The organism is Modestobacter versicolor (assembly GCF_041028285.1).
Taxonomy (GTDB): domain Bacteria; phylum Actinomycetota; class Actinomycetes; order Mycobacteriales; family Geodermatophilaceae; genus Modestobacter; species Modestobacter versicolor_A.
In genome coordinates this window covers 575,568-588,794 of record NZ_JABGDB010000001.1, presented here as the reverse complement: position 1 = coordinate 588,794, position 13,227 = coordinate 575,568, and the positions used below count along the sequence as shown (strand labels likewise).

At 75.1% G+C, this 13,227-nt stretch carries 16 protein-coding genes and 1 tRNA gene; 7 read left to right on the top strand and 10 right to left on the bottom strand.

What is annotated here, in order from left to right; translation table 11 throughout:
• Window positions 1–104 precede the first annotated feature (104 nt).
• On the bottom strand, window positions 105–518 hold the full coding sequence (locus HL054_RS03035) for an acyl-CoA thioesterase (RefSeq protein WP_369137237.1): 414 nt from the start codon (window positions 516–518) through the stop codon (window positions 105–107).
• 58 nt (window positions 519–576) lie between these two features.
• On the opposite strand from HL054_RS03035, the gene HL054_RS03030 reads away from it, so the two are divergent.
• Window positions 577–1,008 (top strand): protein-tyrosine phosphatase family protein, encoded by a 432-nt coding sequence (locus tag HL054_RS03030; protein ID WP_369137236.1) that lies wholly within the window; start codon window positions 577–579, stop codon window positions 1,006–1,008.
• A 128-nt stretch (window positions 1,009–1,136) separates the two neighbouring features.
• Here the strand turns inward: HL054_RS03030 and ettA are convergent, their stop codons facing one another.
• The 3 genes from ettA to HL054_RS03015 all read right to left on the bottom strand — a co-directional run bounded on the left by ettA (window position 1,137) and on the right by HL054_RS03015 (window position 4,422).
• Window positions 1,137–2,807, bottom strand: coding sequence for an energy-dependent translational throttle protein EttA (gene ettA, locus HL054_RS03025; RefSeq protein ID WP_369137234.1), 1,671 nt, complete (start codon window positions 2,805–2,807; stop codon window positions 1,137–1,139).
• Window positions 2,808–2,921: 114 nt separating this feature from the next.
• A complete protein-coding gene (locus HL054_RS03020; protein ID WP_369137233.1) occupies window positions 2,922–3,464 on the bottom strand; it encodes a single-stranded DNA-binding protein in 543 nt (180 codons plus the stop codon).
• Window positions 3,465–3,615: 151 nt separating this feature from the next.
• A complete protein-coding gene (locus HL054_RS03015) occupies window positions 3,616–4,422 on the bottom strand; it encodes a class I SAM-dependent methyltransferase (RefSeq protein ID WP_369137232.1) in 807 nt (268 codons plus the stop codon).
• 89 nt (window positions 4,423–4,511) lie between these two features.
• Here HL054_RS03015 and HL054_RS03010 point away from each other — a divergent pair.
• From HL054_RS03010 to HL054_RS03000, 3 genes are all read left to right on the top strand, one after another.
• A tRNA-Arg gene (locus HL054_RS03010) sits at window positions 4,512–4,584 on the top strand.
• Between the two features lie 24 nt (window positions 4,585–4,608).
• The gene (locus tag HL054_RS03005; RefSeq protein ID WP_369137231.1) at window positions 4,609–5,010 is read left to right on the top strand and encodes a hypothetical protein; all 402 of its coding nucleotides are present in this window, start codon (window positions 4,609–4,611) and stop codon (window positions 5,008–5,010) included.
• Between the two features lie 31 nt (window positions 5,011–5,041).
• Window positions 5,042–5,446 carry a hypothetical protein gene (locus HL054_RS03000; RefSeq protein ID WP_369137230.1) on the top strand — a complete coding sequence of 135 codons (405 nt, stop codon included), beginning with the start codon at window positions 5,042–5,044 and terminating at the stop codon, window positions 5,444–5,446.
• Window positions 5,447–5,483: 37 nt separating this feature from the next.
• On the opposite strand, the gene HL054_RS02995 is transcribed toward HL054_RS03000, so the two are convergent.
• Window positions 5,484–5,627, bottom strand: coding sequence for a hypothetical protein (locus HL054_RS02995; protein ID WP_369137229.1), 144 nt, complete (start codon window positions 5,625–5,627; stop codon window positions 5,484–5,486).
• 166 nt (window positions 5,628–5,793) lie between these two features.
• On the opposite strand from HL054_RS02995, the gene HL054_RS02990 reads away from it, so the two are divergent.
• From HL054_RS02990 to HL054_RS02980, 3 genes are all read left to right on the top strand, one after another.
• Complete coding sequence (locus HL054_RS02990; protein WP_369137228.1) at window positions 5,794–6,960, top strand: S1C family serine protease; 1,167 nt, start codon at window positions 5,794–5,796, stop codon at window positions 6,958–6,960.
• A gap of 106 nt (window positions 6,961–7,066) precedes the next feature.
• Window positions 7,067–7,462, top strand: a complete 396-nt coding sequence (locus HL054_RS02985) for a VOC family protein (protein ID WP_369137227.1) — start codon at window positions 7,067–7,069, stop codon at window positions 7,460–7,462.
• A 7-nt stretch (window positions 7,463–7,469) separates the two neighbouring features.
• On the top strand, window positions 7,470–8,837 hold the full coding sequence (locus tag HL054_RS02980) for an FAD-binding oxidoreductase (RefSeq protein WP_369137226.1): 1,368 nt from the start codon (window positions 7,470–7,472) through the stop codon (window positions 8,835–8,837).
• 15 nt (window positions 8,838–8,852) lie between these two features.
• Here the strand turns inward: HL054_RS02980 and HL054_RS02975 are convergent, their stop codons facing one another.
• From HL054_RS02975 to HL054_RS02955, 5 genes are read right to left on the bottom strand one after another with little or no spacing between them, the layout of a single operon-like run.
• Window positions 8,853–10,436 carry an AtzH-like domain-containing protein gene (locus HL054_RS02975; RefSeq protein ID WP_369137225.1) on the bottom strand — a complete coding sequence of 528 codons (1,584 nt, stop codon included), beginning with the start codon at window positions 10,434–10,436 and terminating at the stop codon, window positions 8,853–8,855.
• A 5-nt stretch (window positions 10,437–10,441) separates the two neighbouring features.
• Window positions 10,442–10,879, bottom strand: coding sequence for a cupin domain-containing protein (locus tag HL054_RS02970; RefSeq protein WP_369137224.1), 438 nt, complete (start codon window positions 10,877–10,879; stop codon window positions 10,442–10,444).
• 14 nt (window positions 10,880–10,893) lie between these two features.
• Window positions 10,894–11,631 (bottom strand): cysteine hydrolase family protein, encoded by a 738-nt coding sequence (locus HL054_RS02965; RefSeq protein WP_369137223.1) that lies wholly within the window; start codon window positions 11,629–11,631, stop codon window positions 10,894–10,896.
• On the bottom strand, window positions 11,628–12,371 hold the full coding sequence (locus HL054_RS02960) for an SDR family NAD(P)-dependent oxidoreductase (RefSeq protein WP_369137222.1): 744 nt from the start codon (window positions 12,369–12,371) through the stop codon (window positions 11,628–11,630). Before HL054_RS02960 ends, HL054_RS02965 begins: the two co-directional genes overlap by 4 nt.
• Complete coding sequence (locus tag HL054_RS02955; RefSeq protein ID WP_369137221.1) at window positions 12,368–13,144, bottom strand: creatininase family protein; 777 nt, start codon at window positions 13,142–13,144, stop codon at window positions 12,368–12,370. The genes HL054_RS02960 and HL054_RS02955 overlap by 4 nt, the downstream gene beginning before the upstream one ends.
• Window positions 13,145–13,227 lie beyond the last annotated feature (83 nt).

The window sequence follows — 13,227 nt, the reverse complement described above, 5'->3', positions numbered from 1 at the left end:
GCGGGTTCGCGCGCCTTCCCACGCGTGGGTTCGCGCGTCTTCCCACGCGCGGGTTCGCGCGTCTTCCCACGCGTGGGTTCGCGCGTCTTCCCATGCGGGCGGGGTCAGGCGGGGGCGTCGTCCAGGTACTTGTCCAGGAAGACCTTCTCCTCCGGGGTGAGCCGGCGCGGCCGGTTCAGCGCGAAGTCGACCGGCACGAGCAGGGTGCTGCCGGTGACGGCCAGCTCCCCGTGGTCGAAGAGCTCGTAGTGGCAGGTGAAGGCGGCGGCCCGGATGCCCGACACCCAGATCTGCACCTCCAGCGGCTCCGCGTCGTAGACGACCGAGCGCTTGTAGGCGATCTCGTGCGTGGCGACGACGATGCCGCGGCGCAGGCCGGTCTTCTCGTCGTGGGTGGGCTGGTCGAAGAACAGGTCGACGCGAGCCATCTCGAAGTAGCCGAGGAAGGCCACGTTGTTGATGTGCTGGTAGGCGTCCATGTCCGACCAGCGCATCGGGACCGCGACGGTGTGCCTCACGGCGGTCACCCTGCCCTACCCGGCCCGGGGCGGCAGCACGCGGTCCTACCCTGCGGGCATGGGCGAGCTCTGGGACCCGTCCGCGCCGGGGGTGCTGACGCTGCCCTCGGGACGGCGGGTGCGCGGGCGCGGCCGGGGTGCGCCGCTGCCGGCCGGTCCGCTGCCGGAGTTCGGCGTCTACCTGCTGGGCCGCCGGCCCGAGCCGGTGCCGTGGGCGGAGCGCTGGGTGCGCTGGCCGGACTTCCGGCTGCCCGCCGACCCGGCGGAGCTGCGCTCGGCGCTGCGCGAGGTGTGCCAGCGCTCGGCGGAGGAGCGGGTGGAGCTGGCCTGCCACGGCGGCACCGGCCGGACCGGGACGGCGCTGGCCTGCCTGGCGGTGCTGGACGGCGTCCCGGCCGACCGTGCGGTGGCCTTCGTGCGCGAGCACTACCGGCCGCGGGCGGTGGAGACCCCGGGCCAGCGCCGCTTCGTCCGCCGGTTCACCCCCTGACACACCACCGGCCGGCCCGGAGCATTCCGCTCCAGACCGGCCAGCGGCGAGGGTCCGTCGGCCCCGCCGGCCCCCTCGCAGGGCCCCGCCGCGAGCGTGCGAGCGGAGGGGGGCGAGGGGGTCCTTCCTCAGTTGCGGCTGAGCTTCCGGTAGGTCGCCCGGTGCGGCCGGGTGGCGTCGATGCCGAGCCGCTCGACCTTGTTCTTCTCGTAGTCGTCGAAGTTGCCCTCGAACCAGAACCACTTCGAGTCGCCCTCGTAGGCCAGGATGTGCGTCGCCACCCGGTCGAGGAACCACCGGTCGTGGCTGACCACCACGGCGCAGCCGGGGAACTCCAGCAGCGCGCCCTCGAGGCTGGTCAGCGTCTCGGTGTCCAGGTCGTTGGTCGGCTCGTCGAGCAGCAGCAGGTTGCCGCCCTGCTTGAGGGTCAGGGCGAGGTTCAGGCGGTTGCGCTCTCCACCGGAGAGCACGCCGGCCTTCTTCTGCTGGTCCGGGCCCTTGAACCCGAATGCGGAGACATAGGCCCGCGAGGGCATCTCCACGTTGCCGACCTTGATGTGGTCCAGCCCGTCGGAGACGACCTCCCACAGCGACTTGTTCGGGTCGATGCCGCTGCGGTTCTGCTCGACGTAGCTGATCTGCACGGTCTCGCCGACCTTCACCTCGCCGCCGTCGGGCTTGTCCTGGTCGACCAGCATCTTGAACAGCGTGGTCTTGCCGACGCCGTTGGGGCCGACGACCCCGACGATGCCGTTGCGGGGCAGCGTGAAGGACAGGTCGTCGATGAGGACCCGGTCGCCGAAGCCCTTGGTGAGGTGCTTGGTCTCGATGACGATGCTGCCCAGCCGCGGGCCCGGCGGGATCTGGATCTCCTCGAAGTCCAGCTTGCGGAACTTGTCGGCCTCCGCCGCCATCTCCTCGTAGCGGGCGAGGCGGGCCTTGCTCTTGGCCTGGCGGGCCTTGGCGCCCGACCGCACCCACTCGAGCTCGTCCCGGAGCCGCTTGGCGCGCTTGGCGTCCTTGGCCCCCTCGACCTTCAGGCGGGTGGCCTTGGTCTCCAGGTAGGTGGAGTAGTTGCCCTCGTAGGGGTAAGCGCGGCCGCGGTCGAGCTCGAGGATCCACTGCGCGACGTTGTCGAGGAAGTACCGGTCGTGGGTGACGGCGACGACGGTGCCGGCGTACTTCTCCAGGTGCGCCTCCAGCCACGCGACGCTCTCGGCGTCGAGGTGGTTGGTGGGCTCGTCGAGCAGCAGCAGGTCCGGGGCCTCGAGCAGCAGCTTGCACAGCGCGACGCGGCGGCGCTCACCACCGGAGAGGACCTTCACGTCGGCGTCGCCGGGCGGGCAGCGGAGCGCGTCCATGGCCTGCTCGATGCGAGCGTCGAGCTCCCAGCCGTCGGCGTTCTCGATGACCTCCATCAGCTCGCCCTGCTCGGTGAGCAGCTTGTCGAAGTCGGCGTCGGGCTCGCCCATGGCGGCACTGACCTCCTCGAAGCGGGTCAGCGCCGCGCGGAGGTCCTTGACCGCCTCCTCGACGTTGCCCCGCACGTCGAGGTCCTCGTTCAGCGGCGGCTCCTGCTGGAGCATGCCGACGGTGGCGTCGGGGGCCAGCACCGTGTCGCCGTTGGAGGCGGTCTCCATCCCGGCCATGATCTTGAGGACCGTCGACTTGCCGGCACCGTTGGGGCCGACGACGCCGATCTTGGCGCCCGGGAGGAACGCCAGGGTGACGTCGTCGAGGATCACCTTGTCGCCGTGCGCCTTGCGCGCACGGACCATGGAGTAGATGTACTGGGCCACTGTGGGTCGGAGCCTTCCGTCAGGTCGCGAGCGGGGACGGGGCAGGGCGGCCGTTGCGACGGCACCGGCCCCGCCCCCTGCGTTCTCGACTCCGATCCTCCCAGTCCGGGCGGGTCAGGTCGGTACCGGCACCGCCTCGCGGTCGCCGGGCTGGTCGGAGTCTGCCTGGTGCAACGCCGCGTCCCCCTCGAAGTAGTCCGTGGACCGCTCGGCGTACGGGTCCCCGGGCGGCGGCACGTCGTCGCCGGGTGCCTCGGCGGCCTCGGCGATGCCGCCCGGGTCGGCCGGGACGGCGACCCGGGCCGTGCGGCGGTACTCGGCGACGCCCCGCGCCAGGTCCGGTCCGACGTGCGCCGCCCGGACCTGGGGGCGGCTGCGCCGGCCCTGCTCGCCGTCCCACGAGTGCGTGTAGAGCTCGCCGCGTACCAGCACCGGGTCGCCCTTGCTCAGCGTGTGCGAGACGTTGCCGGCCAACTCGTCCCAGCACTCGACGTCGACGAAGAAGGTGCGGTGGTCGGCCCAGGCCTGCGTCTCCCGGTCGAACCGGCGCGAGGTCGAGGCCATCCGGAAGTTGGTGACGCTGTCCCCGCTGGGCAGCCGGTGGCGCTGCGGGGAGGTGACGATGTTGCCGATCACGGTGACGTTCGTTTCGTTCACGGTGCTCCTCAGGAGGTAGGCCCCGGCTCGCTGCCGGCGTGCACCCACCCTCGGTCGCGGCGGGGGCGCGGAGAAGTCACCGGGCGCAGCTGTGGAGGGCGACCCCGGCTGTGGACGACGGCGCCCGCCCGGCGTCGCGACGCGCTACGGCTCAGCCCGGCACCCGGCCGCGGACGGTCCACGCCCGGGCGGTCAGTGCGATGGAGCCGTCGTCCCGCACGGGGAGGTCGGCCCGCAGCGCCTCCCGCAACGCCGTCCGGTCGCGGCCGGGGAGCGTCGCGACGTAGGCCGGTGCGTGGCCGGTGCCGCCGAGGAACGGCGTCCAGAAGTCGTCGAAGTCGGCGAAGACCGTCGGGACCTCGACCGAGCCGGTGGCGACCTCGCGCAGGCCGGCGCCGGTGAAGAGGTCGGCCAGCGGTCCGGGCGCGCACACCGGGAACCGCGCGCCCTCGTCCAGCGACCCGGCGGCGAGCGTCACCCGGGCGGCGGCGTCCCAGAACAGCCGCATCAGCTGCATGCCGCCGGCGTAGTCCCAGACGTAGGCGGCGACGAGCCCGCCCGGCGCCACGGCGCGGCGCCACTCTGCGACCGCGGCGGGGTGGCCGGGCAGGAAGTTGAGCACCAGCCCGGAGACGACCACGTCGACCGCGGCGTCGTCGACCGGCAGGGTCAGCGCGTCGCCGGTGCCGAAGGTGACGCGGGGGTCTACGACGTGGGCGGCGGCGTGCGCGACGAACTCCGCCGACCGGTCGACGCCGTGGACCGAGGCTGGTGCGGCGAGGTCGAGCACGGTCGCGCTCAGCACGCCGGTGCCGCAGCCGACGTCGAGCCAGCGCCGTCCCGGCGGCACCCCGAGGTCGCTCACGAACCGCCGGGCCACCGGCCGGCTCCACCGGCCGACGTAGGCCTCGTACCGGTCGCCGTCGGCCCAGGAACCGGACGCCGCCGAGGACTCCACCACCGCACACCTCCGCCCGCGGGCGTCGGCCCGCCGTCGGCCATGCTGCCCGGACACCGGCTGCTGTGGTGCGATGATCTGCGCCGCGAGCGCCCGTAGCTCAGTGGACAGAGCAGGTGCCTTCTAAGCACTTGGTCGCAGGTTCGATCCCTGCCGGGCGCGCTCTGGCCGCCGTAGCCTGCGGCGGTGGACCGGGAACTCGATCGGCTGTCGGCGGCCGCCGCGCGGGTGCAGGCCGACCTGCGGCGGACCACCGGCCGGCCGTGGCGCTGCTCCGTCGACGCCGCCCACCTGCTGACCGTCACCGACGGCACCGTCACCGGCCGCGTCGTCCTGGACGCCGAGGTCGAGGACGAGGAGTGGTTCGTGCCGGCCGGCGCTACCCCGGCGGAGCGGGACGCCGGCCTGGACGCCGACGCGGACGAGGTCGTCGCGGGCGAGGTCACCGCGGCGCTGCGGGACCACGGCGTGGAGTGGCCGCGCTGCCCGGACCACCACCGGCAGCTGGGCGCGTGCTCGGGCTGGTGGACGTGCGAGGGCGGGGCGTCGCACGACGTCGCGGAGGTCGGCTCCCTGCAGGCCGGCTGACCCCGGCGGCCCCTCGATAACCTGCTCCGCCATGGGCATGTTCGGCACGTTCACCTACGGCGGCGGCGCGTGGACCAGCGCCGAGCCGGCCGAGCCCGCGCTGACCGTCACGATCCACGACAGCGACATCGCGACCCTCGACTACCGCCCCGCCCCCGACGCGACCGGCCGCTGCTACCTCGGCTACCAGCCCCGCGTCTACTTCGAGGACCCGGCGGCGAGCGCACCGGTCGACAACGACGTCGAGGCCCGCGGGTTCGCCCGCTGGGCGCAGCTGGCCACCGGCACCGACGTCGACTGGCGGGACGTCGCCGCGCTGCTCGCCCCCGACGACGAGGACGCCGACCCCGAGGACGTCTTCGTCGAGGAGACGGTGCAACGGCTGCTCGAGCTCGCCGGGCTCCCCGTGCCGGAGGAGCTGGTCGGGGACGCGTGAACGGCGACCTCCCGGCGGGGTCGGCCGAGAAACGGGTCTAGCGGAGCCGGCGCCCGCGGACGGACCTGCGGTGCAGCACCCAGCCCGCCACGGTCGCGACGACGCCGGCCACCACGCCGACGTACACGCACCCCTCCAGCAGTGCCTCCATGCCGGTGAAGGGTCCCTGCCACTCGCTCATCGCGTCCCCCTGCTCGTGGTGCCTGTCAGCTCACGTCGGCTGATCCGGGGCGCCACTGGAGCGCCAGCGGGCGCGGTTCACCCGATCGGGGTCCCGCCCGCCGTCCGCAGCGACCTCGCAGCGGCCGCACAGGGTCCTCACTCGCTCCGGGACTCCACTGGGTCCCGTGACCGAGACAGCAGCAGCCCCCGCTCCCCCGACCTCGACCCGGCGCACCCGGACGGTGGCCATCGCGGCGCTCGCGACGGCCGGCGTCGCGGCGAGCGCGGTGTTCGGCGTCTCCACCGCCACCGGCAGCACCGGCACCGTCGCCCGGTCGATCGCCGCACCGGCCACCTCGGACCCGGCTCTCGTCCTCGGTGGGCGGGACGGCTGGACCTGGGAGGCAGGCCGGCCGGCGGCCGGCGGGACCGGGCAGCCCAGCGCGGTCCCCGCCGCCGGTCAGGCGACCGCCGACCAGCTCGTCGGCGTCGTCGACGTCACCACCGTGCTCGGCTACGCGGGCGGCGAGGCCGCCGGTACCGGCATGGTGCTCAGCGCCGACGGCGAGGTGCTCACCAACAACCACGTCGTCGAGGGCGCCACGAGCATCACCGTGACCGTGCTGTCCACCGGGCAGAGCTACCGGGCCACCGTCGTCGGCACCGACCCGACCGACGACGTCGCCGTCCTGCAGCTGGCCGACGCCGGCGGGCTGGACACCGTCCAGGTGGACCAGGAGGGTGCCGCGGTCGGCGACGCGGTCACCGCGGTCGGGAACGCCGGGGACGAGGCCGGCACCGCCGCGGCCCCGGGCACGGTCACCGCGCTGGACCAGTCGATCACCGCCACCGACGAGAGCGGCTCGGACGCCGAGCAGCTGACCGGGCTGATCGGCATCGCCGCCGACGTCGAGGCCGGCGACTCCGGCGGCCCGCTGTACGACGCCGAGGGCGAGGTCGTCGGGATGGACACCGCCGCCGCGAGCACCGGTGGGCGGGCCTACGCCATCCCGATCGCGACCGCGCTGTCCATCGCCGACCGGATCACCAGCGGCGTCGACGACGGGACCGTCCACCAGGGGTACCCGGCCTTCCTCGGCATCTCGCTGCTCGCCGGCACCGGCGGCGCCACGGTCGCCGGCGTCGTGGACGGCGGCCCGGCCGCGACCGCGGGGCTGACCGCCGGCGACGTCGTCACCAGCGTCGGCGGGACGACGGTCACGGCGGCGGAGGACGTGGGCACCGCCCTCGGCGCGTACGAGCCCGGCGACCGGGTGGCCGTGGGCTGGACCGACGGCACCGGCCAGGCGCACACCGCGACGGTGACGCTGGCCGCCGGCCCCGCCGACTGACACCGCGACGCGACGGCCGGGTCGGGGCTCCCCCGGCCCGGCCGTCCGCGCCGGAACGTAACGGCGCCGACCCACGGCGGAGACCGGGCGACGTCAGGGTGCCGGCATGACCGCGATCGACGGCGTGCTGGACCACGTCGGCACCGAGGAGCCCGACATCGACGGCCGGGTCGCCTTCCTGGTCGGGGTGGTCGGGCACCGGGTGCTGCGCTGGGGCACCCACGTCGTCACCGGCCGCCGGATCGCGGTGCTCGCCGACCCGGCCGGCACGAAGCTCGAGCTGATGGAGGTCGACGAGCGGCGGGGCGAGCTCGACCACGTCGCCTACCGGGTGCCCGACGTCGACGCCGCACACGCCGTCCTGGTCGCGGCCGGCTGCACCGAGCTGCGGCCGCCGTTCGACCTCGCCGCCGCCAAGGCCCGCAGCTCGCTCGTCCAGGAGCCCTCCGGCGCACGGCTGCAGCTCATCGCCTACGCCCCCGACTCCCCCGACCTGGTCTGAGGACGACATGACCGTCAGCGAGTTCACCGACCTGCTCGGCGCGGACCGGGTCATCCCGGGCGGTCCGGCGGCCAGCGCCTGGCTGCGCGACTTCTCCTGGTACTCCCCCGTGCTGGAGAACGCGCTGGCCGACACCACGGTCGACGCCGTGCTGCGGCCCCGCTCGGTCACCGAGCTCGCCGCCTGCGTGGCCACCGCGGCGGAGCTGCGCGTCCCCGTCACCCTGCGCGGCGCGGGCACCGGCAACTACGGGCAGTCGCTGCCGCTGCAGCGCGGGGTCGTCGTCGACGTCCGGGACGTCGCGGGGGTCCTCGAGGTGGCCCCGGGGCGGATCAGCGTGCTGCCCGGCACCGTGCTCAAGGACACCGAGGACGCTGCCCGGGCCACCGGGCAGGAGCTCGCGATCATGCCGAGCACCTACCGGATCTCCACCGCCGCGGGCTTCGTCTCCGGCGGGTCGGGCGGGCTGGGCGGCGCCGCCCACGGCGACCTGTGGGACGGCAACGTGCTGGCCGTCGAGCTGCTGACCGTCGAGGAGCAGCCGCGCACCGTCCGGCTGGAGGGCGACGACGTCCGGCCGGTGCTGCACACCTACGGCACCATCGGCGTGCTGACCCGGGTCGAGCTGCGGCTGGTCCCGGCCCGCGACTACACGCCGCTGGTGGTGGCCTTCCGCGACTTCCCGACCCTGGCCGGCTTCGCGCACGACCTGGTCTCCGGCGACGTGCACGTGCGGTTGTGCTCGGTGCACGAGGCGGTCGGGGCGGCGATGCTGACGCCGATCACCGCCCTGTTCGAGCCGGGTGAGGACGTCGCCCTGGTCTGGGTGGACAGCGACCGGGTCGAGGACCTGCGGGACCTGGTGACGGCGGCCGGCGGGCGCACCGTCGACTGGGCGGCCAAGCCGCACATCAGCCAGTTCCCGTTCAGCCACACCATCCTGTGGGCGCGCAAGGCCGAGCCGGCGTCGTCCTGGCTGCAGTGCGAGTACGCCGGCGAGCGGGCCGCCTTCCTGGCCCAGGTGGCCGCGCTCCGCAGCCGCTACCCCGGGGTGTTCCTCCAGCACATCGAGTTCGCCGTCTCCGCCGGCACCACCCGGCCGCTCGGCATCACCCCGCTGGTCGGGCTGCCCGACCACGAGGCCGCGCTGGAGGAGCTGATCGCGTTCTGCCGCGGCCTCGGCATGACGGTGCTCAACCCGCACAGCTACGTGGTGGAGGAGGGTGGCTTCGTCGGCGACACCGCCCAGGTGGTCGCGCTGAAGACCTCCTGCGACCCGTACGGGCTGCTCAACCCGGGCAAGCTCGGGGACAGCTTCTTCACCTCCCGCGGGCTGACCCCGCCCAGCGCCCGCGCGGTCGCGGCCCGGCGCTGAGCCGCCGCACCGGTCTCACGCCGGCGGGGTGAGCCGGCGGTCCCAGCCGGCCAGCAGCGCGGTCAGCGCCGTGTCGGACCCGGCCGCGCCCACCGCCGCCAGTCCTACCGGCAGTCCGTCGACCAGCGCTGCCGGGGCCACGGCCACCGGCAGCCCGCCGACCCCGGCCAGGCAGGTGAGCCGGAGCGTCGCCGCCCGGTACTCCGCCTTCCGGGCCGGGTCGGCGGCGATCGGCGGCGCGGTCGAGCTGGCGGCCGGCATCAGGACCGCGCCCCCCGCCGGCAGCCGGCCGGCCAGCGCCGCCCGCCCTCCGGCGACCACCTCGCGGGCGGCGGCCAGGGCGTCGGCGGTCACCGCGGCGCCGTCGGCGAACCGCTGCGCGACTCCCGGTCCGAGCACGCCGGGGTGCGCGGTGATCCACGCCCCGTGCGCGGCCCAGGCCTCGGCGCCCTGCACGGTGCGGAACGCGGTGAACCAGCGCTCCCGTTCCTCCGGCGTCGTCCACTCCTGCGTGCTCAGCGGCAGCCCGGTTGCGGCGGACAGCTCCGCGGCGGCCCGGGCCAGCGCCGCGACGACCGGCGGGTCGGCCAGCGCGAGCAGGTCCTCGGCCAGCAGCAGCGAGGTGACCGGCGCGGCGTCGGGCAGCAGCACCCCGGCGACCCGGTGCAGCAGGCCGGCGTCCCGGGTCAGCCAGCCGAGGGTGTCGAAACTGGCCGCCAGCGGCAGCACGCCCGTCAGGGGGACGGCGCCGTGGGTGGGCCGCAACCCGTGCAGGCCGCAGTAGGACGCCGGCACCCGGATGGAGCCGGCGGTGTCGGTGCCCAGCCCCACGTCGGCGCTGCTGCGGGCGACCGCGCTGGCCGGGCCGTTGGTGGAGCCGCCGACCACCAGTCCGGCGCCCCAGGGGTTGGCCGGGCTGCCGTGGTGGACGTTCGTGCCCGACAGGCTGTACGCCAGCTCGTCGGTGCGGGCGATGCCGCGGACCTGGGCGCCGGCCGCCAGCAACCGGGCGAGCACCGGGGCGTGCGCGGCCGCGGGCAGCGACTCGGCGAGCACCACCGGGTTGCCCGCCCCGACCTGCTGCCCAGCGACGCTGACCAGGTCCTTGACCGCCAGCCGGACGCCGTCCAGCGGCCCGGTGCCCGTCGGGGCGACCAGCGGAGAGCCGGTCACCCGCCAGGTGGCCGGGTCGCTGCGGGACAGGCCGGGGTCGGCGCCGTCCGGCGGCGGGGTCGAGCTGACGTGCGCGACCCGCACCTGCCAGCCCGCCGCGCCCCGCTCCCACACCTGCGTCTGCAGGCCGCGGGTGCCGTCCGGGCGCAGCGTCTCGGCCAGCGCGGTCGCGACGCCGGGGGCGTGCACCCGCACGTGCAGGGCGGTGATCTCGCGGGCGGGGGCGCCGCCCCGGCCGCGGCGGTAGTCGCTGATCGCCGCGTGCGAGACCACCACGCCGGCCGGGTCCGCGCGCACCGTCGACTCCCCCGGCGCGAACAGCGCGTCGAGCTCGGCGAGGTCGTCGGCGGCCAGCGCGGCCTCGTAGCGCGCCACCGCCGCCCGGACCTCCCGCTCGACCTCGGCGGCCTGCGGTCCCTCGAGCACCGGCGTCAGGCCCGGACGAGCACGGCGTTCAGCACGGCGGCGTCCGCGTCGTCCAAGGTCGCCTCCGGACCGGTGAGCACCAGGTCGGCGAAGCCGCCGTCGTTCTCCATCACGGTGATCGTGTAGAGCCGCTCGGTGGCCGAGGAGTTGACGATGTGGTGCACCGACGTGGCCGGCAGCACGATGACGTCACCCGGTCCCAGGTCCGCGACGTGCTCGTCGCTGTGCGCCCGCGCCGTCCCCTTGAGCACGACGAAGGTCTCCGTCGACTCCTCGTGCGAGTTGTCCGGCTGCGAGCCGCCCGGCTCCCAGATCTCCAGCACGACGGTGGTGCCCGACCCGTCGGCCGGGCCGGAGAGCACGGCGAGCTTCACGGTGCGGTTGTCGCCGATGTGGTGCGGGGTGATGTCGGCGAGGGACCTGACGACGGGGGCGGTGGCCACGGGGGCTCCTTCTCTCAGACGGGCAGGCCGGCGAGCAGCTCGGCCGCGGTGGTGGTGAACCCGAAGCACTGGCGGACGTTGTACAGCGTCGCCTGGGTGCAGAACTCCGGGGAGGTGGTGGCGCACAGGTCCTCGACCAGGACGACGTCGTAGCCGAGGCAGGCCGCGTCGACGAGCGTGGCCAGCACGCACTGGTCGACGTTGACCCCGGCGAACAGCAGGGTGTCCACCCGCAGGTTGCGCAGCACGGAGTCCAGCGGGGTGTCCCAGAAGCCGCTCATCCGGTACTTGGCGACGTGCAGGTCGCCCGGGTCGACGGTGAGCCCGTCGACGACCGCGGCCGACCAGGAGCCCAGCTCCAGCACCCGCGAGCCGTTGGGCAGCGGGTCGCCGATGCCGGTGCTCGCGCCGTCGGGGTCGTAGACGTGCCGGACGCCGGGCGGCAGGTTCGCCCGGTCCGGCCGGTTGCCCCAGTTGAGCCAGACCACCGGCACGTCGGCGGCGCGCAGCCGCGGCAGCGTCGCCTCCAGCGCCGCCACCGGGGCACCCGAGACGTCGACGCCGATCGAGGCGAGCCAGCCGTCCGGGGCGCAGAAGTCGTTCTGCACGTCCACGACGACGACCGCGGTGCGCGCCAGGTCCAGGGTGAGCCGCTGCGGCAGGGCCGCGACCTGGAGCGGCCGCTCGGGCAGCGCCGGCCGGCGCAGGTCCACGGCGTCCGCGGTCAGGCCCCAGCTGTTGCGTGCGGTCAATGCGTGATCATCCCCCCGGTCACGTTGATCGCGTCGCCGGTCAGGTAGTCGGAGTCCGACGACGCCAGGAACAGCGCCGCGCGGGCGACGTCCCGGGGCTCGCCGAGCCTGCCCAGCGGCGACCGCGCCGACCAGGCGGCGACGTCGTCCGCGGTGCGGGTGGCCGCGCCCATCTCGGTGAGCACGTAGCCCGGGCAGAGGCAGTTGACGGTGATGCCCAGCGGGCCGAACTCGGCGGCCGACGCCCGGGTCAGCGCGATGACCGCCGCCTTGGACGCGGCGTAGTGCGCCTGGCCCGCTCCCCCGGCCTTGCCGCCCATGCTGGCCATGTTCACGATCTTGCGGACCCCGGCGACCGGGTCGGCGGCCATCGCCCGGACGGCGACCTGGGTGGTCACCAGCATGGCGCGGGTGTTGACGGCGAACACCTCGTCCCACTCCGCCGGGTCGATCTCCAGCAGCGGCGCGAACCGCAGCACCCCGGCGTTGTTGACCAGCACGTCGACCCCGCCCAGCTCGGCCACCGCCTTCCCGGTGACCTCGCGGGTGGCGGCCACGTCGGCCAGGTCGACGGCGTACCCGCGGCCGCCCACCTCGGCGGCGACCTGCGCGACCTCGTCGTCCAGCCGGTCGAGCAGCGCCAGCCGGGCGCCCTCGGCGGCGAAGGTGCGGGCGATCTCCGCGCCGATCCCCCGGGCGGCGCCGGTGACCACGACCCGCCGGCCGGCGAGCCGGGTCATCGCGGGGACGGGTCGAAGCGGGCCACCTCGGCGAAGGCCTCGCCGAGGTGGGCGACCATCGCCTTGGTCCGCTCCTCGCCCCGCGCGGCCGTCGCGCCGCGGGCGTCGCCGATCACGCCGCTGGGACCGAAGTCGTCCGAGGACCAGCCGAAGGACACCGAGCCGCCGAACCGCACGTGCTGGTACCCGGCCAGGTGCTCGGGCACCCAGCGGTCGGCCTGGCTCATGTCGACCAGGTCGGGGCGCAGGTGCAGCAGCAGCGAGGTCTCCTCCAGGCCGCCGTGGATGCCCATGCCGAGCTCGTCGGCGGGGCTCTCGCCGCCGTGGTCGGCCGGCAGCGACGGGTGCAGGGTGAAGGTGCGCAGCCCCGTCTCCAGCCGGATGTCGCGGGCGGCGACCTGCAGGAGCGCGGAGTTGCCGCCGTGCCCGTTGAGGAACGCCAGCCGCCGGGCCGGGGTCTTCGCCACGCACCGGGCGATGTCGGCCAGCACCGCGGTCAGCGTCGCCGCCGACAGCCAGAACGTGCCCGCCGACCACGCGTGCTCGTTGGACTTCGTGTACGCCAGCGGCGGCAGCAGCCACAGGTCCAGCTCGTCGCCGAACTGCTCGACGGCCCGCTCGGCGAAGCCCTGCGCGGTGATCAGGTCGGTGGCCACCGGCAGGTGCGGGCCGTGCTGCTCCAGCGCCCCGGTGGGCAGCACGACCACGCTGTCCGGTCCGAGGGCGGCGTTGAGGGCCGGGGCGGACAGTTCGGTGAGGAGTCGGGCGGTCACGGCTGCGGACGCTAGGGGCCGGTCGTTGCGCCGCCGTGACGACCGCATTCCAGACGTCACCCGCGCGGAACACGCGGCTGCCA